The organism is Bdellovibrio sp. ZFWA1, from assembly GCF_056175665.1.
In genome coordinates this window covers 549,808-574,451 of record NZ_JBJKJH010000002.1, presented here as the reverse complement: position 1 = coordinate 574,451, position 24,644 = coordinate 549,808, and the positions used below count along the sequence as shown (strand labels likewise).

The following is a 24,644-nucleotide window of genomic DNA, read 5'->3' as shown; positions in this document are numbered from 1 at the left end:
CATATCAGCCAACCCCTTAAAGCGACGGAATTGTAGATCTATTCCCATCTCGAACCGCATGATAGTTTGGCGACATGATTTCTATCTTTCGTTCCGCAAAAACAATTTGAATATTTCTATGCAGATCAGAATAAATGACTGCCATATTCTCGGGTTTTCGTGTCCAAACATTGATCTCGTAGCTTATATGAAAGTCATTTAACGCCGTTTGAAGAACAAATGGCGGCTTTTCTAGGTCGATGTGTTTAGTACGACGGGCAGCTTCAATCAACGCCGACTCCACCTCGCTCCATAGGGCGTCGTAACCGATAGTGATCGTCGAATTCAGTAACACGCCCTCGTTTTGCGCCAAGGTGCTATAGTTCACAATATGATGAGACAATATCATCGAATTCGGAATAGTTATTTCTACGTTTTTTATAGTTCTAACTCGAGTCACAAGTAAATCTTTAGAAACAATGTCACCAACAGTATCGGCAATCTTTACTCGATCGCCCGCCTTAAAAGGACGCATATAGGTGATTAAAAGTCCTGCCATCATATTACCAATGGAACTTGAAGATCCGATGGAAATTAAAACACCAAAGAACACAGAAAGGGCTTTAAAAGCAGGGCTTTCCGAACCTGGGATATAGGGAAAGCACACCACAAGCGCAATTAACAAAAGCAGACCTCTGACAAGCTTATAGGTCGTTTCGGCCCATTCGGCATGGAAGCCTTCAATAACGATTCTCTCGGCTTTTAAGTTCTGGAATACAAAACGAACGACTTTTAAAAGGTAAACGACCAGAATCGATATGACTAAAATAAAAAACAAGTTTGGAAGAATCTCGACAAATTTATGTCCAAGCCACTCTAAAGGAGAAACCAAGCTTTCAACTAAAAAACCTACACTTGCCGCAGTTGACGGAATAGACACCAAAATCGCAGTACATAGCAGGTAAAAGAAGAATAGGCGAAGACCCCAACGTGCAGAATCTAAAATAAAAAGAAAGGCTTCTCTGAATATCTGGGTCTCAATACGCCACTTTTTTTGGGATAAATATTGAGGCAAAGAACCATCTAAAAATTGAATACCGATAGATTTAAACTTCGTATAAAGAAAATTTAAAAATTTCCAAGCCAGAAAAAAGGTAAAGAGCGCAATCAAAACTTTCAGAGGCGGAATAAAATCAAAATCATAACTCATCATGACATCTCCCAAACTTGAACTAAGCCCAAAAACTCGATTAAATAGTATATCGGAGAATGTTTAATGTCGACAATTCGCTTAAGTATAATATCTAGCTTCATTTTATTAATTTTAGCTAACCAAAGCATAGCTGCGGATAAAATAAAAATTTATTTTAATAACGAAGAAGTTTCTAAAATGATCGAGGTTTATTCTCGAGCTTCAGGACAAAAATTCATCATCGACCCTGCAGTAAAAGGAAAAGTTTCTATTTTCATACAGGAGCCGGTCGAAATCACCGAAGCATTCAATCACCTATCATCAGCATTGGCCATTCACGGAATTGGCATGATTAAACAAAATGACACTTATATTGTACGTAATGCTAAAAAACTGCAACGTGACCTTATTGAAGTAGGAACGGAGACTCCAAATCCGGCTCCAGAGCGAATGTATACTTGGATATACACTGTTCGCAATATGCCAGCTTCACAGCTGATGAGAAACTTAAGAATTCTCCCGTCTAAAGATGGCGAAATGAATGTTAATGAAAACACAAATCAGATTATTTTTACCGATTGGTCCTCAAACATCGTACGGATTTCCACTATACTTAAAGAAGTAGACAAACCGAATTCTGCGGATATTGAGGCCATCATTGAAGCAGAAAAAAAGAAGCTAAAAAAGTAGCCTATTTAAAAAAGACTTCTTTTACGCCAAAATTTTGGCTTAACAAGCTATACCACACGGAAAAGTGAAGCTTAGTAAACGCGGACAGATCTGTTTTATAAAATTGATATTGTCCGTGGATATTCTTCAGAAGTTTAAGTTCAGCAGAACCGAACTTGTTTTGATTAAAATCCAAAGGAAATGAAATCTGAAAGTCTCCGCCACGATCGGCGCTTAAATTGTCCTTAGCCTTTATCAAGGCAATGGGACGAGATCCGTAACTAAATACCACCATACCTGTTTTTAAGATCGGAAAATTAAAAAGCCTCAGCAGACTGCGGGCTGATGGATGGTCGTACTTATTTCTTTCAATTAGAACACCCGCGAATTGCCCATCAGGCTCTTGAACAACAGAGACTCTGACAACCACATCCTCTATAGCATCATTACTGACTACAAACGAAGTCCCGACTGCTCCCATTTTCTTCAATCTTGCAATACATTCTTCTTGGAAGGCAGAAAATAGCTCGACTTGCTGATCGGATGCAATATGAATCCCTTGGGAGTTAAAACGCGCTCCATAGGATCGATGGACCTCATCCAAAATATCCTGGGATATCCCAGCAAAACCAATGCTTGGAAGTAAGTTTAATGTAAAAAATATATAAAACACTTTGGTTAACAATTTAAGACCCGCCGATTTTCCAAATTCTCTTCGTTTTAGGGGAAGTCATTAAAAAACACCATCACAAAAAACAATAGATGAAAAATCTTAATGCCCTCAACTAATCTTAAGTATATTTAATCGGCCGCCACAAGCGTCAAAACTAAATCTTTATGGACGCGCTCATCCCAATAAAAATAACATTAATAACGTCGAGGGGGCACATCCATGAAAAAACTTATTTTGATGATTTTCGTAACTATTTATCAAAGTTTATCTGAAGCACAAGATACCGTCAGCCTTCCAGAGTTTAAAGAGATATTATCTAGCCTAAAAGACACCGGCCGGTGCTCCATACGACCCGCCTTCGAAATGCACGAGCCGACCCAATTAAAAATTTCTATAAAAGAAAATACAACTAACACCGAAATCAACCTAAGATTTGAGCGTTCCGTCGACTACACCGAGTCTAAGCTCAGCACACAAACTATCATATATTACGCCGAACGATTTGAGACTGATAGAAATGCAAAAGATACACTGAGCCTGCGTTTTGAAAATCAAAACCTAGTAAACATTAATGCTGCAAAAATGTTTTTAAAGCGCGACAGATTCACTGGAAAGACATATTGGGTTGGCAACCCCACAGTTAGATGCTTTGATGGCTGGTGAAGAAAATCCTTTATTCACCCAAATGTAATATGCAATATTGTGGAAGTTTAGATGGTCTGCGCGACTGGATTTGAACCAGCGACCTCTTGCACCCCAAGCAAGTGCTCTACCAAGCTGAGCCACGCGCAGATCTATACTACAGGAACATCATTCGAACTCGGCGGATATCATTCACTAAGTCCTCGATGGACTCGTTCATGTTACCGATTTTATACATGACTTGAGTCATTTCTTTTTCTTTTTTAACAGCGGACTTAAGCTCTTTCATCGCATTACGTGCGCCCTCGATAGAGAAGCGATCACGATGTAAAAGTTTACGAATCAAAAGTGCATTCTCAACATCTTTGCGAGTGTACATCCGTTGATTATTCGCAGCCTTTTTCGGCTTTAGAACATCAAACTCGGTCTCCCAATAACGAAGAACATACTGCTTAATTCCCAAAATATCCGCGACATCACCAATCTTAAATCCCATTTTATCAGGGATCGATTGAATTTCCTCTAACAGCTTTTCATCAACCAAAGCTGCAGGAAGGCTGACCGGCTCTCGGGCCGTCAAAGGGATCGTTGGATTATCTTCATTCTCGGTGAAGCTTAACTCTGTCTCCTCAAAAGACAATTGGACTTCTTCACGTCCCGCCACCGTCTCATTCGCTTGAGACGGATTTACTTCTCCACGAAGTTCTGCCAAACGATCCAATTCAAATGTCTGAGTTTCTCCAGAATTATTCATCATCACCGTAGTCCTCGTCATCATCGTCGTCGTCATCTGTTAAGTGAGCATACTCTTCACCATTCAGCATTGCTTTCAATACTTGCGAAGGACGAAATGTTAAAACTCGACGAGCCGAAATCTTGATCTGCTCGCCCGTCTGTGGGTTACGACCAATACGCTCATTTTTTCCGCGCACGACGAAATTTCCGAAGCCAGAGATTTTCACTTTCTCTCCGTTTTGCAAAACTGTCTTCAATGTATCGAAAACAAGCTCTACAAGCTCTGAAGCTTCTTTCTTTGAAAAGCCTATCTTTTGATAAACTTTTTCAACGATATCGGCCTTCGTCACTGTTGATTTACCTAGGTTTTGGCCTGCCATGATTTTTCTCCCAAAATCAAATACTTACATAAAAAGCGTAACAATATTCACAAAGCTCTAGCAAGTCTTTATCTGATAGAAATATCAAAATTCTTCTTCAAAGACTCAAGAACCTTATTCTGCACCTCGTTAATCTGTGCTTCTTGAAGAGTTGCTGCCTTATCTTGCAGCACTAAACGAATGGCAACAGACTTAAAGCCCGCATCGATCTTTTCGCCTTCATAGACGTCAAATATTTCCACGTTCGTCAAAAGTCCCGCTCCCGCTTTACGAATGTCTTTCACGACATCCCCGACAGCGATTTCTTTTTTCATCTTCAAAGCTAAGTCTCGCTCGACGGCTTGGAATTTCGAAATGCTCTGGATGCGGTATGAGCGTGGCTGCCCCTTGTACAAAGCATCCAAATCAAGCTCAGCCATCGCTACCGGCACACGAATCTTCTCGGCATCTAACAAAGAAGGATGCGCACTTCCGATAAAGCCAACTTTTTTACCTTCAACAAGCAAGGCGGCAAATTGCCCCAGATGCATAAAACCTGGCACCTCTGCTTTATCGACTTTCACCCACGTATACGAGCCAATGTTAAGCTTTGCTAAAAGCAACTCAACCGCAGCCTTGATCTCAAAAACCACCGGATAATCTAAAGACTTGTTCCAAAGGTTTTGCGGTCGCCCCCACTGAATCAAACCTAAGCGGCGGCTTTCTAGGTAACCATTGTCTTGATAAAAAGTCTTTCCAGTTTCAAAAAGTTTTCCAAAGTGATTCCCCGAGTGGAAGTTGTTCACCATGTTACGGAACAATCCAAAACTCACCGAACTTCTCATCACGTCCATCTCTTCATTGAGTGGATTCATGATTTTGATTTTTTCAGCTGACGTTTTCAGCCCCACCGCATTCAAGGCTTTGACATCACCTAGGAACTGAACTTCTTTAGCACTACCAACAAAAGCAAAATTGAAAGCTTGAGAGAAGCCTTCGCCGCGAATAAAGCGCGAAAGTTTCATATCCAACATATACTCTTTGTCGTGCATAGAAGGTTCTTGATTCATCAGCGGCAAAGCATCTGGAATATGTTCGTAACCGTTCAAACGCGCATACTCTTCCACCAGATCCATATCTTGCTCGATATCAAATCGATAAGTCGGAGGAAGGACACTATACTCAGAGCCCACCTTTTCAACCACACAGCCTAAGCGCTTCATGAAATCCACGAACTTCGCTTCTTCCGCGACATATCCCAACCGATCGGAAACCGTTTGCACTGAAATTTTGATCGCAGCCTTCTTCACAGGTTGTGGATAGAAATCATGATTATCACCGAAGATAATCCCGCCAGCGACTTCAACAATCAGATTCGCGGCGCGATTTGACGCTCGCAAGGCTCCATCCGGATCCACCCCCCGCGAAAAGCGGTAAGAAGAATCCGTATCAACACCTAAACCACGAGACGCTTTACGCACGCTCATGGGTGCGAAATACGCAGCCTCTAAGAAAATATCTTTTGTCGAGTCAGAGACACCCGAATTTTGCCCACCGACTACTCCGGCTAAGCAAACCGCTCGCTCGCCATCACGAATAGTGAGCTCTTCACCCTTAAGTACTTTTTCAGTACCATCCAAGGTGATGAACTTTTCGCCGGCAACAGATTTATCAACGATGATTTTTGAACCCTTGATCATAGAAGCGTCAAAAGCGTGCAAAGGCTGACCAAGCTCCATCATCACAAAGTTTGTAATATCGACGATATTATTGATTGAATTCAATCCCACAGAATCTAGCTTTTGCTTAAGCCATGCAGGAGACTCACCCACTTTAACGCCTTTGATAAAGCGTCCTGTGTAGCGAGGACATAGATCTGAAGCCTTCACCTCAAGGCTCACAGCCTTTTTCGTGCTATCGCCCGTGGCGGCCACTTCAAACTTTGGAGCTTTCAGTTCACGCCCAAGTAAGCAAGCCACTTCACGAGCCAAACCAAAATGACTCAGACAGTCCGCTCGGTTAGGAGTCACTTTTAATTCAAAAGCGACATCGTCATAACCACCAAATTCAGCATAAGGCTTACCAATCGGAGCATCCGCTGGCAAAATCGCGATGCCTTCAGATTCTTTCGCCAGACCTAGTTCTTTCAATGAACAAAGCATACCCGCAGAGTCCACCCCGCGCACTGCTGACTTTTTAATCGCAAAGTTCCCTGGCAATACCGCACCTGGAAGCGCCACAATCACTTTATCGCCCGCTTTGTGATTTTGCGCACCACACACGATTTGATGAACAACATCGCCTGTAGAAACACGGCACAACGAAAGTTTGTCGGCGTTAGGATGCTTGTCTTTTTCAAGGATATGGCCAATCACCACATTCTGAAAATCTTTAGCACGGTTGGTGATTTCTTCCACTTCAAGACCGGCGCGCGTGAGTAACTCTCCGAGCTCTTCTGGTTTAGAAAAGAAATCTTTAATATCTACATAATCATTGAGCCATTTTAATGAAATTTTCATGACAAAAACTGCCTTAAGAAACGAGTGTCATTTTCAGGGAATAAACGAATATCTTCAATTCCATACTTGATGATCGCCATGCGTTCGATACCAAAGCCGAAAGCAAAACCTTGCCATTCTGGATAAGGCACCTTGGCCGCTTGGAAAACTCGTGGATTCACAAGTCCACAACCACCAATCTCGATCCAACCTGACTGCTTACACAAAGAACAACCTTTGCCTTTACAGATCGGACAAGAGCAATCCACCTCAGCCGAAGGCTCAGTGAACGGAAAGAAGCTGGGACGGAAACGTGTTTTCAAACCAGGTCCAAAAAACTCACGCACGAAAAAGCTGATTGTGCCTTTTAAATCTGCCATCGAAATTTTGTGATCCACGCAAAGCGCTTCGATCTGATGGAAGTTTGGCAAGTGAGAAATATCGCTATCGCAACGGAACACAGGCCCCGTTCCAATCACACGCAAAGGTGGCTTTTCGTTTTCCAATGCATGAATCTGAATTGGCGAAGTGTGCGTACGTAAAACATGAGACTTATCGATAAAGAAAGTGTCTTGCATATCCCGAGCCGGGTGATCCGCAGGGATGTTCAAGGCTTCAAAGTTATAATAATCTTTTTCTATCAATGGACCCGTACGAATCGAATAACCCAAACGCGACATGATATGGAAGATTTCTTCTGTCACCATATGCACCGGGTGTTGAGTCCCCTGGGGTCTTCCCATTGAAGGCAGAGTCAAATCAATCGCTTCTGATTCGAGACGCTGATGGATCTCTGCTGATTTTAGGGAAGTCTCAACCTCTGAGTAGGCTGTTTCAAGAGCTTGTTTGACTTCATTGACTTTTTTTCCAAACAAAGGTTTTTCTTCCGGAGGAAGTTTCCCCATTTCTTTCATAATCTCGGTCAAACTTCCATTTTTTCCAAGAAACTGAACCTTCAGATCATAAAGATCCTTCGTCGACTTTGCGGATCGAAACGCGTGCAAAGCCTCTTCATGAATTTTAACTAATTTTTCGCTCGCCATTGGCAACCCTAACTTAAAAAAGATTCTCTCAGTATGAGGGAACCCTAAAGTGGGTATTTTTCTTCATTTTTAAAGTACTTTCAAGGTTTTAAGCGCAGCCACACAAGCAATTGCTCACTCAATGCGCCTAGTTATTAAGCTATTTAAAGCCAATACCATGTTAAAGACCCAAGGCTCCTGAATTTGTCAGCCGACCAATAAAAAAGTCGGAGCCAGTTTCGTTATCTAAAGACCCCACAAACAGCAAACGCCCATCGGAAGTCTCTGCAAAATCGGTTAAATAGGTTTCATAAAAAAGACCTTCAACCCAATTTGAAAACCAAACTCCGGAAGTACCAAAACTAGAATCCAGAGTTCCTGTTACTGTAACTCGAGCCGCTGCCATTTCAACATCGCTGGCAGTTGCATGTTCACTACTCCCACCTAAAAGAATTCGATCCTGCGAATCGACAAAGACCGTCTTTAAATCATCAAAACCATTCCGGATATCAACCGTCAGCATGCCATCTCCAGAAAAGTTTGTATCCAAAACCCCAGTCTTACTAAATCGAACGACCGCGAAGTCTCGAGAAACCCCAAAGGCCCACCCCGCAGCGACTACTCGCCCCGAATTATCAAAAACCATTCGATTGATTCCAGACCCCGACGAGCCAACCCCCACGGATAAAATACCAGAGCTTGCGAAAGTATTATTTAAAACACCGCTGAATGAGTAATTAAGAACCGTAAATTGGGTGTTAGTTGATGGCCTCGCATATCCGCCAACAAAAAGACTGCCATTCTCTTCGTCGATAAGGACCGATGTCGCAATATCCGTGCTTGAGCCAAAATCTTGCGTCACAAACCCCGTCGAATTAAAACTTAAATCCAAAACCCCCGCTGCAGTGTACTTAACCACCAAAAAACGCTGATTCGAATTCGTTGCCTCACCAACAGCAAACACGCTTCCATCGGCCATCACTGCCAAGTCATAAAAACGTGCTGATGTAAATCCAAAATTGGAGCCAACAGTCATTCCCCCAACACCAAAAGTCGAGTCGATTGTCCCGTCCGCGTTCAAACGTAAAATACAAGGTAAAGAATTCGTATCTTTTGCCAAAAGATACAAAGCGCCCGAACCAGGAAGCTCAACCAAGCGATGATCATCCGCCGCCTTAACATTGGTCCGCAAAACGCCGCCAACACCAAAGCTCGAATCCATCTCACCAAGCTCGCTCCTGCGAATTAAAATAAGATCAGTCGAATCACGACCAATCTGAAGCAAAAGACCACTACTTAATTTTAGCAATCCCTTTGACCAATCATATTCATTCCCCATAGAAAAAACTTTTTTCCCAGTTCCACCGTTAAATGACGAATCAACAACCCCCACCAGCGACAACTTCTGAACAAATCCAGCATCATTCGAAGAAGCATTTTGAGTCGTCCCAACTACAACAAAACAACTGCAACCAGCAGAATAAATCCAGTCATTCAGACTTACACTTAAAGGGGCCTCTTCAAAAGTCACTTTCCCCCCAGCTCCAAAAACACTATTCACGCTACCATCAAGATTAAGCGAATAAAGAACGGCTTTAGCATTTTCCACACTATCCATTCCATTAACCATTAATTTCGAGTCCGCAGTTTTTGCAAGTCTTGGCTTATCCGACAAATTAAAGTCCGCGGACGAGAGATCAACATAGCCATCGGAATCAAAGCCCGTATCCAACACACCAGCGCTAGAAAATTTTGCGATTATGGGACCCACCCCAGCAGAACCGTACAAAAAAATGGACCCATCTGAATCAATATACACATCTCCGACAGAAACTATCGAAGCGCCCGGTTTAAAATTTAACTTTCCATCTCCACTAAAAGAAGTATCAAGAGCTCCTGTCAAAGGATCGATAAGTGCCAAAGACGCGCTGTAGGTATAGTTGTCACTAGCTACAAGCAACTTACCGCTTGAGGTAAACTTCATCACTTTGACTTCTCCCATCGTCGAGGCAAAATCCAACTCTAAGACACCGCCGACTCCAAAACTCGAGGCCAACTGCCCTGAAGAATCGTATTTCACAATGATTCCTCGCCCGGTACTTGCCTGATATCCATAGCCTCCAACAAAAATGTCTCCACTGGGGGAAACAACACCAGCGAAGAATTCATCAGAGTTATTTGCTGCTTCAAATGAAAACGAAATAAATCCATTAACCCCAAAGCTACGATCAATTTCCCCATTTGCCGTAATTCGAAATGCATGACCGCTGCGTCCTCGCATATCTTGAAAGGAGCTTCCAAAAACCACAATGCGTCCCGCACTATCCACGTCAAAATCAAAGTAATCACCAGAGTAGCCACCAACGCTGGCTTGACCATCAAAGCCAAAGCTTGTCACCAAGCTTCCGTCTAAATTGAATTTTACAATGCAAAAGGATTCAGGATCTGAAGAGTCTCCACAAGTACCGCCAGCCAGAAATTGATTCCCGGCCAAGGCTCTCACCCGGTGAAACCTACCGTAGTCAAAATCACCAAGTTTATTTTTTATAAAACCTTTGCCCGCAAAGTAATCAGAACCGGAAAAAGTGGGAGTTCCTCCGACAGAAGAATTTTCGGATTCACGAAGCGAATCCAGACTGGCCGTTAAGCTACAGCCAAGCTGAAAGACAAATAATAACCCGAAACAGACCGAATATACCTTTTTACATACCATACTTATCTTTTCGGTAAACCTGTAAAAAGATTCAGTAAAAATATATTTAAAACTCCCAAAATTGCAGAATTTATGTAAAAACAATCCCCTATGGCACATAAGAATAAATCGAATTATAGCGCATATAAAGCCCGCCAGAAAGGCTCGGCCGAAAAGATCAATACTCCCCTTCAAGGGAAGCACAAAAAGCCCGAGACCATCTTTGATATTGAAGAGGCCAGTGATCGCTTAGAAGATATATTCAGAAACCATGACTTCGATCTGGTTTCCCACAATCAGCGTCGCCAGTTGGCACATTTTTATCGTTTATTAATGCTCAACCAAGAGCACCAAAACTTCACGCGCTTACTCAAACTACGCGATGTCGCTATCAAACATTTTATTGATTCACTTATCATTTTGAAACACACAAAGCTTCAGTTTCCGCTGTTAGATATTGGTACTGGACCGGGCTTTCCCGGAATCCCTTTGAAAATTGCTCTGCCTGAAGAACCTATCTTACTTGGTGAAGGCGTTCAGAAGCGTGTTGAATTTTTGAAAACTGTTCGTAGTGAAATTGGCCTTAAAAAGCTAGATATCCTGGGTCGCAATATCAACCCCCATTGCTTTTATCCAATCAACGGCGCCATCACTCGAGCCGTAGAAGACATCCCTAACACTCTTAATAATGTGATTAGCGCCCTTCAGTTGGGAGGACGCGTGTATTTCATGAAAGGCCCAGGAGTTGATCCTGAAATAAAATTAGCCAAAGAATCGCCGATCATGAAGCACTACAAGCTAGTCGAGGACATCGCCTACAGCCTTCCCCATACGACTCACGACCGAAGACTTGTTGTTTACGAAAAAATAAAACATGCAGACCTGCCCGATTTTGATCCTGAAGAGGAACTCCTTCTGGATGAACTCAGTTCGTCAGAACGAAAGCGCTGGGCGGAAAAGTATAAGTAAATGCCCCAGGTCATCTTGCCGCCTCGCGCATTTCCTTGGTTTTGCCTATAATTGAGGCAAAATATAGCTTCTACCCCCCTTTATAGGCTCTGCCTATATTAGCAAAGACAGAATCAATTTTACCTTAGCCCAAATTACTCCTATTCTTTGAAAGTCGTCGCAATGAATTTTTGCACAACAGACTTAGAAACTCATAAAAGGAGATATTCATGGGAACAATCATCAACACGAAAGTTGTCGATTTCAAAGTACAAGCTTACCACAACAACGCATTCAAAGAAGTAAGCCAAAAAGACCTTAACGGAAAATGGTCTATTTTCTTCTTCTATCCTGCGGACTTCACATTTGTTTGCCCAACAGAACTTGGCGACATGGCTGATAAGTACGCTGAATTCCAAAAAATGGGAGTAGAAGTTTATTCTGTTTCTACAGATACTCACTTCACTCACAAAGCTTGGCACGACACTTCAGACACTATCAAAAAAATCAAATTCCCAATGTTGGCAGACCCAACTGGTCATTTGTCACGCGCTTTTGGCGTTCACATTGAAGAAGCCGGTCTTGCATACCGCGGTACTTTCTTGGTGAACCCTGAAGGCCAAATCAAGCTTGCAGAAATCAATGACAACGGTATTGGCCGTAACGCTGACGAACTTCTTCGTAAAGTTAAAGCAGCTCAATTTATCGCTGCCAACCCTAACGAAGTTTGCCCAGCTAAATGGCAACCAGGCGAGAAAACTTTAAAGCCAGGTTTGGACCTAGTTGGTAAAATCTAATTAGTTAAACAACCGTTATCTAAATAGCCGATATCGGCACGTAAAAGGGGGCCAAGGCCCCCTTTTGCTTAAAGTGAACACCCTAAAATTGGCGAGGTAAAAAATGTTAGATCAAGACTTAATCAACCAGCTTAAGACTGTATTTGAAAAAATCGAAAATCCTCTTTCATTGATCTACGATGAAAGCACTCACGAAAATCAAACCGAATTATTGGAAATGCTTCGTGGAGTCGCCTCGGCCAGCGAAAAAATTAAATTACAATCCTCTGGGACCCCGTCACCAGCGCCCCGTTTCGTCATCCAACGTTCCGATGGTAAAGCTAATATTCGCTTTACGGGCATTCCAGGAGGACACGAATTCACTTCCCTTATAATCGCTATATTAAATACTGACGGTAAAGGCAAGATGCCCGAAGGCGGAACTGCAGCTAGGATCAAAAATTTAAAAGGTCCTATTCGCCTTAAAACTTACATTTCACTATCTTGCGAAAACTGCCCAGACGTCGTCCAGGCGTTGAACCAGATGGCGCTTATTCACGAAAATTTTGAACATGAAATGATCGATGGGGCTTACGCCCAACAGGACATTGAACGTCTCAATATCCAAGGGGTGCCGTCAGTTATTGTGAACGACAAACTTCTTCACTCGGGCAAAGTCGAATTTTTAGACTTGTTAGCTAAAGTTGAAAATCAATTTGGAACAAAAGGCGAACTTGTCGAGCAAGAAACACAGTTAGGCCATTACGATGTGGTCGTCATCGGTGGTGGTCCTGCCGGCGCCTCGGCGGCTATTTATAGCGCGCGAAAAGGCTTAAAAACGGCAATCCTTGCCGAGCGCATGGGAGGCCAAGTTGCTGATACCAAAGGTATCGAAAACATGATTTCAGTGATCTACACCGAGGGTCCTCAATTGGTCGCTCAACTCCAAGAACATATTGCTTCTTATCCAATACAGGTACTTACTCAGCGCCGAGTAAAAACTATATCTAAAGATCGCCGTATCTTTATCGAAGGTGGCGAACAGCTGACTGCAGATTCAATTATTGTCGCAACTGGCGCAAAATGGAGAGAGCTGAATGTGACTGGAGAAAAAGACTATCTTGGACGAGGCGTCGCTTATTGCCCTCACTGCGATGGTCCTTTTTATAAAGGCAAAAAAGTCGCTGTCATCGGTGGTGGAAACTCTGGTGTCGAGGCTGCCATAGATTTAGCAGGAATTGTCAGCGAAGTGGTTCTTATCGAATTCGGAGATCAGTTAAAGGCCGATAAAGTATTGGTCGACAAATTGAAATCGCTATCGAATTCTTCGATTATTACTTCGGCAAAAACAACTCAAGTTCTTGGCGATGGCACCAAAGTCACCGGTCTTGAGTACGAAGATCGCACTCAGGGTGAATTAAAGAAGTTAGAACTGGATGGAATCTTTGTGCAAATTGGTCTACTACCGAACAGTCAGTTTATACGCGAAACTGTTGAGACCACAAAATACGGAGAAATCGTCGTGGATGGAAAAGGCCGTACGAACATCCAAGGCATCTACGCAGCGGGCGATGTGACAACCGCCCCCTACAAACAGATCGTCATCGCCATGGGCGAAGGAGCAAAAGTTGCTTTGGCCGCTTTCGAAGACAAGATGTACAATCATTAAAACCTAAACATATATGACTCTTCATCAAAAAGCGGGCCGTCTTGGCCCGCTTTTTTTGTAAAATTTGCCCACTCTTAGACGAAGAATCTTACAAAAGGTGTCTTCTTTTAAACCTAATAAATGCAGGTACTTATTTATTTATTAGAGGTTGACCCGTCCCTGAAAATTACTTACAACCGGCCCCCCATGGACATAAAAAAATTAGCCCTCGAACATATGAAGATGCACGCTCTGCTAGGAAACCATCCTCAGCTTTTGGCGTTTGCAACGGAATCACTACCACTCAACTGGACACCTGCAGAACTTGCAAAGATATGGGACTACATCCTTCGGGCCTCTTTTGAACTGGTCAAAATGGATCTTGCAGAACAAGCCAATGCGACTCTTCTAGAGCTTGCGAAAAAATCGGATGATCCCGAAGTGCAATTCCAATGTCTCTATGGCCACTCTCAGTATCTTTTACGGATCGGCGAACTTGAAGCTGCTAACGAAAAAACATCGGTACTTGTCGAGTTCGCGATGGGCCTTGCTGACAAAACATATCTTGGAAAAGCATTGTATGCACGTTCCCGGTACTACTCGCATCCCGCAATTAACGATGACAACAAAGCTCTAGAGACTATCAATAAAGCTCTAGTCCTAGAGCAAGTTCTAGAAGCCGAAACACTTTGCTCGTTGCTGGCTAGAAAAGCTCACATCCTTTTTGTGCTCAAAGATTTTTACCAGGCAGATCAATTTACCTGGAAAGCCTGGGAACTTGCTAAAGAGAACAACCTCGAAGCCGCAAAGCCTTCCCTTCTTTTGTTAATGGCACGTTTGGCTCGTGATCTTGGGGATTGGGAAAGCTCTAGATCTTATTATCGAATTTTAGGTCACAGCATTGACCTGCAAAAGTCTCCGCGTTGGGAGTCTGTTTTAAAAGGTGAAATCGAGCAGTCTTTAGGCGCGAAAAAAGCTTTGGCAGATCTAATCTATGTCCGCGAAAGCAATTCTTTTATCGAAAAAGAAAAGGGCGCAATTGAAATGAAAAGCCAGCATGTCTTAACGGACCTTGCTTTGATTCTGTTAAGAAATCCCGGCAAAACCTTCACCAAGCAGGACCTAGTTCAAAATGTATGGAAAGAGGAATATAAATCTTTAAAGCACGATAACTTACTTTATGTCAGCATCAAGAGACTTCGCAATCTGTTAGAAGAAAATGTTCAGTCGCCAAAATACATTTTACGAAGTCGAGATGGTTACTACTTCAATCCTCACTTCTCATTTGCCGAAACGGACCACTTGCGGGAGATTCAATAATGTCTAAACTTCAATTTCTAAAAACTTTCTTAATGGCAGTCGGAATCTGGATACTTTCGCTTTGTTTTATCAGTACGATAGCTTTAGCTGGCCCCGGTGGCGGTCATGGCGATGGGCAAGAACCTTGGCCTTTGGCTTTTGGAAGCTTAAACCAGTTTAAAAAATCAGAACTGATTGGTATTTGGAAAGTTGAAAAAACAAATTGGTACCTATCTATAAAAAATGTAAAAAACCAAAATAAAATTTTGATGGCTCAACTATGGGATGATGAATCTGCAGAATCTATCTTCAATGGCCCTTTGCGACTAGAACCACTTTGGGTTGAAGGTGTCGGAGTGATGAATTCACTAGAGTTTTACTCAATTTACATGTTCCGCACCAAAACTGGATTTAAAATGAAGATCATCAATGGCACCCACTCCCAAGAGTACAATCTTCAGCGCACGAGAATGCAGTGATCGAAATTACTTCAAAGGAAAACTCTCATTATAAAAGATGGTTAGACCTCGACAGCTCTCGGGGTCTAAAGAAACATCGAGAGTTCATTCTGATGGGCGAAAAGCTTATTCATGAATATTTAAAAAATCCAGTCTACCCGATAAAAGCTGAAATCATTCATGAAGACCTCCGCCCTTTAACTGTCAGCTCGCCGGGCGCCCGAACTGCGAACAAGATATCACTTTTTAAATTACCAAAAGCTCTTTTTAACGATGTTGATGTTATGGGTACTCACTTCAATCTTTTGGTAATCGAAATGCCAGAAATACCAGAGTACAGCGTGAACATTCACAGTAAACCTTCGGGATTAGAGGTTTTAACTCCTCTTGGCGATCCGGCCAATCTAGGAGCCTTAATTCGCTCGGCGGTGGCCTTCAATTGTTCTAAAATTATCTTATCGAGCGAAGCTGCAAACCCTTTTTTACCTAAGGCTATAAAGGCCTCTGCAGGCGCTATCTTTAGTGCTCAGCTCTTCAAGAGCCCGCTAGAGATTTCAGAACTTGCGGAAAAATGCAGTTACTTATGGGCACTTGATATGAAGGGTGAAAGCATTCACGAATTCGAATGGCCGTCAGACATGCGTTTGCTTATTGGCGAAGAAGGCCGAGGACTTCCCCAGGTCAAAATGAGTCGTCTATCGATCCCTACAGGCCCCGTCGAAAGCCTCAATGCCACTGTTGCTGCCAGTCTAGCATTTTACAGTTGGAATCAATACAACACCCTAAGCCGAGTTAGGAAATAATTCTTATGAATCACATTTATCAAATTTTATTGCTGGTTGTTTTATTTTTTATGGTTATGGCCTCTCAGGCCGCTGAAATCATTGGCGCGTCGGAATTCACCGTGCAAGATTTTAAAAATCAAAGCGTTGTTCTAAAGATTCAAGAAGATCAAACCAGTGAGCTCAACAAAGTTCTGCACGAAGAGTTAGATCCTTTATTTTTTAAATATAAAAAAACCCAACTCGTTCAAATTACTGGACCTGCAGGCTACCGTTTTTGGTTAAGTCCGAACTCATCTTCTGCGACTGCTTTAAGCAAGGCCTTCCTTGATAAGCTGGGTACTGAATTAAATTGTACAAAATGGGAGCGAGACTACATTGCCCCACTCGAGCTGTTAAACAGACCCCATACCAAATTGGTGGCGGCATCTGAAAAAATTCAATCTTTTTTCAATCTTCTTAGCCGAGACAATGCCACGATAAAGCTGTCTGATTTAGTAACTTATTCATGCGAAAACCAATTTGTTGATAGCTATCGAAAAGAATATGGGCACTTCTACAAAGTCTTTATTTTAGATCCAGCCCCACAAATGGACCCAGAACCCGAATTCCGAGCACTGATTGTAGACGACAAGTGGGTTGAATAAACCCACTTCAACGGCAACTAAGTGGGTTGAATAAACCCACTTCAACAACACCTAAGTGGGTTGAATAACCTACGACTAGCTACAACTGATGAGCTGACCCTTGATGTTTTCGGGGATTTCTTGCTGCCAAAGACTTAATACAAATCCCCCGCCACCGCTTCCGGTCGGCTTAACAACAGTTGCCCCGGAATCTTCTAGCAGCCTCATATGTCGAGACAGCTCGCCATCTGTAAGCCCCCACTCTTCGAAACATTGTCTTGCTAGTTTGATAGCCTCAAGTAATTGAGCATAACTTTCAGCCGACTGGGGACTGGTTAAAGCGGCGTGGGCTAACTTTACGGATTCGTGCATTTGACTATCTAATTTTGCCCCACGATCAGGTTGTTCAACTAGAAATTTTTTTACCTTAGTCACACAGTCAGCTGTCACGCCTCTTTGGCCCGAATAACTGACATACCAGTGCGGCATCCATGCTGGTTTAAACTGAACACGTTCCCCTGAACGCGAAAACAAGAGAGCCTCTCCAGACAACGCGACTGCAACATCAACTCCCGAAGATTCCCCATGAAATAGATTTTCTAAATTTCGTGCAAACTCATAGAAATCATTTTCAGAGACAAAGCCCAGATGGCCAAGCCAGCGAGTCAACGCAACACAGATTGTAGCCGAAGCTCCCATCCCCGCCCCAACTGGCACCGATGATTGAATCAGTAACTGACCTTTCAACTGATCTCTTGATATCTTTAAAGTTTGACAGGCGCGCTCGATAACTCCCCAAAGTAGTAGTTCGAGTTCAGAACCATTTTGTCCTGACAACTCGACGGTCAATCGCTGTTCAGAGGGAATAAAATCCAACTGTAAAAATCGAGACTTTAAAGGAAAGACCAATGCTGGCACTCCTCTTAATACTGAGTGCTCCCCTGCAAGGATCCATTTCCCGTAAGCGCGAGTCGAAAACTTCATTAATTCAACCCTTCTTCGCGATAGGGAGTTGCCGTAACAGGATATTTTTCTTCAAAATATTTTTTATATCTTTCAAATCTTTGAAAGTCGTCATTTCGAAAAAGAAGATGAACATTGGCTCCGGCATCCATTGTTACCAAAGGACCATCATTCCATTTTTTAAACTCTTTTTCGCAGTACTCTAAAACATCCTTGCTTCCCTGGGTCATATAAGAAAATGCCGGCACACTGGTCTCGAAAAGTCTATGCATATCGATGAACTCGTCCCAACAAATTTGAATAGCCATTGGCCAATCACCAAATCTAAGGGCGTGAATTAAATCATTAAGCCGCATATGTGCCCGCTCGATTCGACCATCAAAACGTGGACTACTAACGACTCGCCGGTGGGCCTCGCTGGAGCTCACATCCTTCTTATCGTCCTCGACTAACACCACTAAATGATGCAGCTTTGTGTACTCTAACATTGCGGGTTCAGCGTACTCTTCTTTCCACAGCGACCAGGGAGTGAATAACGAACGACAAGATGAACCACTGCCTTGACGAGACAGCGACGAAAGATGCTTTAAATCATCCCCCCAAGTCTTTGTATTAATTGATTGAAACGCTTTGGCCGCGGCCAACGTAAGAGCCGCAAAACTTGAAGCACTGCTTGCCAGCCCACAGTCTGATGGAAAGTTATTCGCGCTTTCGACCAACCAGTATTGATCTTCAATACCCCATTCAGATTTTAAAAAGGAAAAATGCTTTAAAAATCTTTCTTGCCCTTTTTGCGAAAGCTGTAAAGGAATCAAACCAGGCCCCTGCAAAGGCTTCCAAAGATCTTGAGTTCCATCGATGGGTGTTAGCCGAACAAATGTACGCAAACTTTCCAGAGTATAAGAAAGCGAGGCATTAGCTGGCTTATTTCCACTACCTTCGATTTTTCCCATGTACTTAATCAATGCAATATTGGAAGGCGCGCTGGCCTCAATGCTGTTCATAACTTAATCCTTCACAAATATCCAAATCCGTCGCCAAAAGCTTTAAGCCGTTTTTTGGAGCCCATTCCATCAACTTGTTTTTCTGTTCACAAACAACGGCAACCACATCCACTCCCAGCGCTCCGCAAGCTTTAGCCGCTAAAACACCTGGGATTGTGCGTATCGAATTTATTAATCTTAAACTATTATCGCAGGTTAATTCTAACTTTTCTAGTTCCCCAGCGTAGTCGTTCATTCCATCACAAAAAAGAGCTAAATCCTTTTCGATAATGCCTTCGAAAGCTTTATCAAAGGACTTTCGCAATCCGGAAGAATCAAACTCTATACCTTGGCGGAGATGCTCATGAGTCGCCAACTTATGACCTGTATGGAACAAATAAAGTCGAGCATCAAAAGGCCACTGAAATTTCCGGCAAGCTAATGCTTCATTCGGCAAAACCGATTTATCAAAATAACACAGCAAGCCCTTTAGCTGACCAATCAAATCAGCTCCGCTTGGCGGTGTTCCCTGCCCGTCATAGGCACACTCCAAATACGAATCTAAAAGGTCTACCTGCGAGATTTCCTCTATACGATTCCCTAACACTAACTGCTTCCATGCATACACCGCCAAGAACTGGGCCGTTGAGGCTCCCAGTCCCCCTAGAAGTACGCGGTCTTCAAATTCGATAACTATATTTTCAAAGTAATTGGAGTTCTTTTTTATGAATTTCCCAGCCGGAGAATCTGGATGAAACCGGGAGCACTCTCCGGGCAGGGTTCCATTTTTTTTAAAGAACTGAATAAAAAAGGCGGGACCCGTTAATGCAACTAGGGCCGGGCCTTGATGAAGAACCAAATACTCACCAACTAAAAAGGTTTTGCCCGGAATAAAAAACTTCAAATCAGTTCCAATCTAGTGCTTGTTAGGAATAGTTCCCACTGTCTTTTGTTCCTGACGAAGTTCCTTTAGCACTTCGATTGCATTGCTTAACGAAATGCGTTTCCGAATTGCTAAAATTTCTTCCAACTTCTTCACCACATAAGGCTGCTCTTTTTCAGTGGCCCCGGCACCGATAGTCAAATTCTTGATATGAAGTTTCATGTGTCCTTCAATGATTCCAACTGTCGTCAGCGCTTTCAAAGCTCCAAGATTCTGAGCCAGACCCACTGCTGCGATAACTCGAGACAACTCTCCAGCTGACTGAACGCCTAACATCTTCATCGAGACCTGAGCCGTGGGATGTAATGTTGTCACCCCACCAACTGTTCCTACAATGAGTGGTGCTTCAAAAATACCGGTCAATGTTTTCTGTTCTGAATTATAATTCCATCGCGTGATCGAACGATACTGCCCGTCCCTAGACGCGTAAGCATGAATTCCCGCTTCGACAGCGCGCCAATCATTTCCCGTTGCAATCAGAATAGGATCAATACCATTGAGCACACCTTTATTGTTGGTCGCTGCACGATAAGGATCCGCCCAAGCAAATAGAGCGGCCTCTTGAATCTTATTTCCAAGATCAGCATCAATTTCTTTAAGAACGACTTTTGCTCGAGTCAGCTTCGTATCAACAAGATTAGAAAGAATACACATGGTGACTTTTTCGCCTGTGAAGTTCTCAAGGGGTTCTTTTAAAAACTCACAAACCTGATTGATAATATTCGCACCCATAGCGTCGCAAGGATTCATTAGAATGTGAACGACAGCCATATCAGAACCATCACCCCGAGGAACCCGTCGAACAGTGATATCACGAACGCCACCACCTCGACGAACAAGGCCAAACGCGACTTCTTTGTTTGATATTTCGATAAGGTAATTTTTTTGTGAAAGGATAGCTTTTTCGACTGCGGAAAAATCTTTTACTTTTGCAAATTGAATTTGACCAATAATGTCTTCGCCAACAACTTCTGTTGTGATCTCACCATTTTCGCGAATCCATTTTGCAGTTTTACTCGCGGCCGCTACGATCGAAGTCTCTTCAACGGCCATCGGAATCGCATAGTCTTTTCCGTCGATCTTAAAGTTTGTCGCAACTCCCATAGGGATTTGAAACCAACCTACGACATTCTCGATAAATTTTTCGCCCAAAGAGGTGTCTTTTAAGCCACCTTTAGAAAGGTACTCAGCATCACTAGGCTGCAGAACTCCAGCTTCCAGTAAAGCATCAAGGCGTTGTTCGCGTGTCAATTTCGAAAAGCCTTTAAATATTTCGCTTAACTCTTTTGCCATTTCCACACCTTCTTCGTTTTAAACTCTTTAAGCTCTTTAATCCCGGTGCAAAACATCGCGATCTCGAGCTCTTTCTGCAGACGTTGCCATTCGATATCTAACGACTCTTCACTGGTTAGGGCCGGCTTCAATAACGGCTGAGCGATCCCAGCCATATCTGCACCTATCGCTAACATTTTAGCAGCATCCAACCCGGATCTTATACCCCCGGACCCCCAAACCTGACAAATTGCATTCGCCTCTTTGGCATTTAGCACACTTTCTACTGTCGAATGTCCCCAATTCGCAAAAGTCTCTGCAATCTTACGCATAAGACTTTCCTCGTCGGACCTAAAGCCCTCTATTCGCCCCCAATGTGTACCACCTTTACCGCTGACGTCGACAATCTTAACTCCCACATCTGTTAGCTGACGAACCGTCTGAACAGACATGCCCGATCCGGTCTCTTTAACGATGACCGGCACCGAGCAATGCTTGACCAACTCTTCAATGGCTCGAAGACCATGTCTGAAAAAGGGTGTGCCTTCGGGCTGCAAGGCCTCTTGCAAAGAATTAAGATGAATGAATATGCCAACAGCTTGCAAAGAATCGATAAGCTTCATTACTTGATCGACCGGAGTCTGAATTAACTGTGACAGGCCAAGATTTCCAAGCAAAAGCGCTTGGGGATGCTTCTTAAGAATATTTTTCCACTCGAGACTTGCGTTTGGGTCGAACAACTCGCGCCTTTGAGATCCCACACCCATTAAGACCTGGTGTCGAGAGCTCAAACCCGCCAATCGTTCATTAATTTGAACGCCGTCCTCATGACCCGCGGTCATCGAAGAAATAAAAAGAGGAGATGATAAGCGAATTTGTTTTGAAGACGAAAAAAAAGAGGTCACTGTTGTGACCTCTTTCAAATCCATTTCTGGGAGTGCGTTATGAAGGAGGCTCACCTGATCAAGTCCAGACTGTCCGGTCGTTTGCGACTTCGAGTCGAGGGCGATCCTTATATGATCACCCTTTCTTTTTTCAAACTGTTCAGGCGATTCCTTCATAATTCACGTTTGCTTTGAGCTTACTTAGCCAAAGCGTGTTTGCAAAGAGCAGAGAATGCACTTGCATCAAAGATCGCAAGGTCAGCCAACACTTTACGGTCAACTTGAACACCAGCCTTGATAAGGCCACCGATCAAGCGAGAGTATGTTGTTCCATTCAAACGAGCTGCTGCATTGATACGTTGAGTCCAAAGAGTGCGGAAAGCTCTCTTCTTCATTTTTCTGTGCTTGTAAGCATAAGCTAAAGCACGGTCATTTTTCTCAACAGCATGGATATAGCAACGACCATTCGCTGCGTAGTAACCTTTTGCTCTTTTTAATACTTTTTTGTGACGAGCACGATTTGTTTTACCTGATTTTACACGAGCCATTTTTTACTCCAAATAATTCAAAGAGATTGTGAAGGATTGATTAGAACACCAAGCAACGTTTTGCTTGAAGCAAGTTTGCATCGTTTACGTATGATGTTTTACCAAGTTGTCTCTTTGTCTTTGAGCTCATGTGTGAGTTCAAGTGACGCATTTTTGTGCTTTTCTTTTTGATTTTGCCGCTAGAAAGAAGCTTCATACGCTTCTTAGCGCCGCTGTGTGTACGCATTTTCATGATAATACCTTCCTCTGACAGGGCGGCCCCACAAGATTGTAGAACACTTAACTATGCCTTTATCAGCCATATCTTAAATAGCGAACCACAGTTTTAGGGGGATTCCCCCAAAAAATCAACCCCCTAAAGGGGGTCAGGTGTTTTTTTCTAACCATATTGCGTCAGGCGCCTCAATCCACCGTATTTCCTTTAAACCTTCAACAATCCGAAGGCTTAACGCATACCGGTTAGAAAAAAACACCTGACCCCTTTATTTGTCGTTAGAGCGATTTACGTAGAGGCCGTCAGGACGGAAGGCTGAGTGAAACTCTGAATAGCCCTCGGTGTAGTCCTGCTTGTCCTGCTGACGATATTTATCTAAGGCCGACCGAAGCTCTTTGTTCGTCATCGGACGCCCCATCTGCTTCATAAAGGCAGCATCGTCTTTTTCAATTCTTTCAAGTAGGACTTCTCCGACATTCATCAAAACCGCCATTGAGGCCAACATCTGCGGCGGCGTGGTCGGATCAATTTGCGGGCTTCCAGTGATCTTACGAACAAATGGCCACAAAGAGGTCGAACGCAACGGCACCAAGATATTCTTAATGAAAAACGCCTTAGGAGTAGTTCTAAATTCGTACTTTAACTCTTTTGCCCAGCGAACAAGTTCAAGCAAAGCCGCATCTTTATACCGAGAGTCTCTCAATAATCGAGTGTCCTTCCAATCCACAACAATATCAAAGCGTGGATCCGTCTCGAAGTCCCCGGGTGTCGGGATCGGACCGTTTTTAAGATTCAATGCCTGCAAAAAGGCCGCATTGGGAATAGTCACAGAATTGGCAATTTCGGGAATTTGGACCCCGGCCCCTTTAAGATATGAAAACAACGCAATTTCAATACAAGATAAACGCTGGAAATCAGCAAACTGCATATTGTAATCGTACTGTATTTTAAGACCCTTTCGAAGATTGTCGGCATAGACTTTTCTGAAAAACTCGGCGGCCTTTTGCCCTAACGTACGATCTTTGGGGCGAAGCCATAAAATACGGGCATTTTCATTCTTCAATGCAAAATCCCCCTCGTACAAACTGACACCTTCAGCAAAATAAGATTCATACGTCACAAGCTTTCCCGTTACAGGATCTTTATCAACGAACACCACATGACTAAACGGCGACGAGGTATCGGTCACCTGAGTGATCGTTGCACTTAAAAAAGAAACACCTCGAGTTAAAAAAATGTCGCCCGGTTGAAAATCAACTTGCGCATCTTTAAATGCCGGCCCTATCGAATGAGACTTGTAAAATTCCGTATTTTTAATTGGAATTGGTTGAGCTTGAAAGTCTATTGTTCCAGGCTTAATACGAGGGCCTGCAAATGCGATATCTTCTAAGTAATCTTCAAGCTCGCGAAGCTTTAAGATAGAAGTTCTTGAAGTCTTGCGGCACTGAGCAGACATCTGATCCAATTGATTTTGTAGCTTCAAACGCTCGGTTCTTAATGCGACGGCGACCTCAAAGCCTTGCCCTTTCATTCTGGAAATTGGCAAAGTTTCGGGCTTTATAGATTGAACAACTGAAGCCACTCTAGCAAGCTCAGCATCGCAGTTTCCCACATTCAAACCAGCGTCGATAATAGATTTCAAAGTCTGAATTTCGGGGTCTAATAGATCCCCAGAAGAGGCTTGAGCCAATCCTGACCACCCTATAGTAGAGGCCACAACCCATGGCACCACTCTATTTATAACTTTTCGAGTGCTCAAAACCTTTAAAGACTTTTTCATACAAACTCCTCGATTTAAAATCGATATTTTTTCAACCCAAGCGGAGTTCTGCAAAAGGC

Annotated in this window: 24 protein-coding genes and 1 tRNA gene; 9 read left to right on the top strand and 16 right to left on the bottom strand. The window is 43.1% G+C overall.

Annotated features, from left to right (window positions below):
• Nucleotides 1-16: 16 nt before the first annotated feature.
• Entirely contained in the window at nt 17-1,192 is a 1,176-nt protein-coding gene (locus tag AC04MN_RS12210) for a mechanosensitive ion channel family protein (RefSeq protein WP_475383480.1), read from the bottom strand.
• 63 nt (nt 1,193-1,255) lie between these two features.
• Between AC04MN_RS12210 and AC04MN_RS12205 the strand changes: the two genes are divergently transcribed.
• Nucleotides 1,256-1,861 (top strand): hypothetical protein, encoded by a 606-nt coding sequence (locus tag AC04MN_RS12205; protein ID WP_475383479.1) that lies wholly within the window; start codon nt 1,256-1,258, stop codon nt 1,859-1,861.
• Nucleotide 1,862: 1 nt separating this feature from the next.
• On the opposite strand, the gene AC04MN_RS12200 is transcribed toward AC04MN_RS12205, so the two are convergent.
• A complete protein-coding gene (locus AC04MN_RS12200; RefSeq protein WP_475383478.1) occupies nt 1,863-2,513 on the bottom strand; it encodes a hypothetical protein in 651 nt (216 codons plus the stop codon).
• 219 nt (nt 2,514-2,732) lie between these two features.
• Between AC04MN_RS12200 and AC04MN_RS12195 the strand changes: the two genes are divergently transcribed.
• The gene (locus AC04MN_RS12195) at nt 2,733-3,176 is read left to right on the top strand and encodes a hypothetical protein (protein WP_475383477.1); all 444 of its coding nucleotides are present in this window, start codon (nt 2,733-2,735) and stop codon (nt 3,174-3,176) included.
• Between the two features lie 52 nt (nt 3,177-3,228).
• Here AC04MN_RS12195 and AC04MN_RS12190 read toward each other — a convergent pair.
• From AC04MN_RS12190 to AC04MN_RS12165, 6 genes are all read right to left on the bottom strand, one after another.
• Nucleotides 3,229-3,305, bottom strand: a tRNA-Pro gene (locus tag AC04MN_RS12190).
• 7 nt (nt 3,306-3,312) lie between these two features.
• Nucleotides 3,313-3,912 carry a MerR family transcriptional regulator gene (locus AC04MN_RS12185; RefSeq protein ID WP_475383811.1) on the bottom strand — a complete coding sequence of 200 codons (600 nt, stop codon included), beginning with the start codon at nt 3,910-3,912 and terminating at the stop codon, nt 3,313-3,315.
• Complete coding sequence (locus AC04MN_RS12180; protein WP_475383810.1) at nt 3,902-4,240, bottom strand: integration host factor subunit alpha; 339 nt, start codon at nt 4,238-4,240, stop codon at nt 3,902-3,904. Before AC04MN_RS12180 ends, AC04MN_RS12185 begins: the two co-directional genes overlap by 11 nt.
• Before the next feature lie 98 nt (nt 4,241-4,338).
• The gene (gene pheT, locus AC04MN_RS12175; RefSeq protein ID WP_475383476.1) at nt 4,339-6,768 is read right to left on the bottom strand and encodes a phenylalanine--tRNA ligase subunit beta; all 2,430 of its coding nucleotides are present in this window, start codon (nt 6,766-6,768) and stop codon (nt 4,339-4,341) included.
• On the bottom strand, nt 6,765-7,790 hold the full coding sequence (gene pheS, locus AC04MN_RS12170; RefSeq protein ID WP_475383475.1) for a phenylalanine--tRNA ligase subunit alpha: 1,026 nt from the start codon (nt 7,788-7,790) through the stop codon (nt 6,765-6,767). Before pheS ends, pheT begins: the two co-directional genes overlap by 4 nt.
• Before the next feature lie 160 nt (nt 7,791-7,950).
• Nucleotides 7,951-10,482 carry an NHL repeat-containing protein gene (locus AC04MN_RS12165; protein ID WP_475383474.1) on the bottom strand — a complete coding sequence of 844 codons (2,532 nt, stop codon included), beginning with the start codon at nt 10,480-10,482 and terminating at the stop codon, nt 7,951-7,953.
• A gap of 90 nt (nt 10,483-10,572) precedes the next feature.
• On the opposite strand from AC04MN_RS12165, the gene AC04MN_RS12160 reads away from it, so the two are divergent.
• The 7 genes from AC04MN_RS12160 (at nt 10,573) to AC04MN_RS12130 (ending at nt 17,019) form a co-directional block, all read left to right on the top strand.
• On the top strand, nt 10,573-11,430 hold the full coding sequence (locus AC04MN_RS12160) for a 16S rRNA (guanine(527)-N(7))-methyltransferase RsmG (RefSeq protein ID WP_475383473.1): 858 nt from the start codon (nt 10,573-10,575) through the stop codon (nt 11,428-11,430).
• A gap of 209 nt (nt 11,431-11,639) precedes the next feature.
• Complete coding sequence (ahpC, locus tag AC04MN_RS12155) at nt 11,640-12,206, top strand: alkyl hydroperoxide reductase subunit C (protein ID WP_475383472.1); 567 nt, start codon at nt 11,640-11,642, stop codon at nt 12,204-12,206.
• A gap of 103 nt (nt 12,207-12,309) precedes the next feature.
• On the top strand, nt 12,310-13,854 hold the full coding sequence (ahpF, locus tag AC04MN_RS12150; RefSeq protein WP_475383471.1) for an alkyl hydroperoxide reductase subunit F: 1,545 nt from the start codon (nt 12,310-12,312) through the stop codon (nt 13,852-13,854).
• Between the two features lie 216 nt (nt 13,855-14,070).
• Nucleotides 14,071-15,153, top strand: a complete 1,083-nt coding sequence (locus AC04MN_RS12145) for a winged helix-turn-helix domain-containing protein (protein WP_475383470.1) — start codon at nt 14,071-14,073, stop codon at nt 15,151-15,153.
• The gene (locus AC04MN_RS12140; RefSeq protein ID WP_475383469.1) at nt 15,153-15,611 is read left to right on the top strand and encodes a hypothetical protein; all 459 of its coding nucleotides are present in this window, start codon (nt 15,153-15,155) and stop codon (nt 15,609-15,611) included. The genes AC04MN_RS12145 and AC04MN_RS12140 overlap by 1 nt, the downstream gene beginning before the upstream one ends.
• Entirely contained in the window at nt 15,608-16,393 is a 786-nt protein-coding gene (locus AC04MN_RS12135; protein ID WP_475383468.1) for a TrmH family RNA methyltransferase, read from the top strand. Before AC04MN_RS12140 ends, AC04MN_RS12135 begins: the two co-directional genes overlap by 4 nt.
• A gap of 5 nt (nt 16,394-16,398) precedes the next feature.
• Nucleotides 16,399-17,019 (top strand): hypothetical protein, encoded by a 621-nt coding sequence (locus AC04MN_RS12130; RefSeq protein ID WP_475383467.1) that lies wholly within the window; start codon nt 16,399-16,401, stop codon nt 17,017-17,019.
• Nucleotides 17,020-17,094: 75 nt separating this feature from the next.
• Here the strand turns inward: AC04MN_RS12130 and AC04MN_RS12125 are convergent, their stop codons facing one another.
• The 8 genes from AC04MN_RS12125 to AC04MN_RS12090 form a co-directional block, all read right to left on the bottom strand.
• Complete coding sequence (locus AC04MN_RS12125; RefSeq protein ID WP_475383466.1) at nt 17,095-17,982, bottom strand: mevalonate kinase family protein; 888 nt, start codon at nt 17,980-17,982, stop codon at nt 17,095-17,097.
• On the bottom strand, nt 17,982-18,965 hold the full coding sequence (locus AC04MN_RS12120) for a diphosphomevalonate decarboxylase (RefSeq protein ID WP_475383465.1): 984 nt from the start codon (nt 18,963-18,965) through the stop codon (nt 17,982-17,984). The genes AC04MN_RS12125 and AC04MN_RS12120 overlap by 1 nt, the downstream gene beginning before the upstream one ends.
• Nucleotides 18,952-19,848: a hypothetical protein gene (locus AC04MN_RS12115; RefSeq protein ID WP_475383464.1), complete on the bottom strand. Its 897-nt coding sequence runs from the start codon at nt 19,846-19,848 to the stop codon at nt 18,952-18,954. The genes AC04MN_RS12120 and AC04MN_RS12115 overlap by 14 nt, the downstream gene beginning before the upstream one ends.
• 12 nt (nt 19,849-19,860) lie before the next feature.
• Nucleotides 19,861-21,186, bottom strand: a complete 1,326-nt coding sequence (locus AC04MN_RS12110) for a hydroxymethylglutaryl-CoA reductase, degradative (RefSeq protein WP_475383463.1) — start codon at nt 21,184-21,186, stop codon at nt 19,861-19,863.
• Nucleotides 21,165-22,220 (bottom strand): type 2 isopentenyl-diphosphate Delta-isomerase, encoded by a 1,056-nt coding sequence (fni, locus tag AC04MN_RS12105; protein WP_475383462.1) that lies wholly within the window; start codon nt 22,218-22,220, stop codon nt 21,165-21,167. The genes AC04MN_RS12110 and fni overlap by 22 nt, the downstream gene beginning before the upstream one ends.
• A 20-nt stretch (nt 22,221-22,240) precedes the next feature.
• Entirely contained in the window at nt 22,241-22,591 is a 351-nt protein-coding gene (gene rplT, locus AC04MN_RS12100) for a 50S ribosomal protein L20 (protein WP_475383461.1), read from the bottom strand.
• 40 nt (nt 22,592-22,631) lie between these two features.
• On the bottom strand, nt 22,632-22,823 hold the full coding sequence (rpmI, locus tag AC04MN_RS12095; RefSeq protein ID WP_475383460.1) for a 50S ribosomal protein L35: 192 nt from the start codon (nt 22,821-22,823) through the stop codon (nt 22,632-22,634).
• Nucleotides 22,824-23,073: 250 nt separating this feature from the next.
• A complete protein-coding gene (locus AC04MN_RS12090) occupies nt 23,074-24,585 on the bottom strand; it encodes a hypothetical protein (RefSeq protein WP_475383459.1) in 1,512 nt (503 codons plus the stop codon).
• Nucleotides 24,586-24,644: the final 59 nt, after the last annotated feature.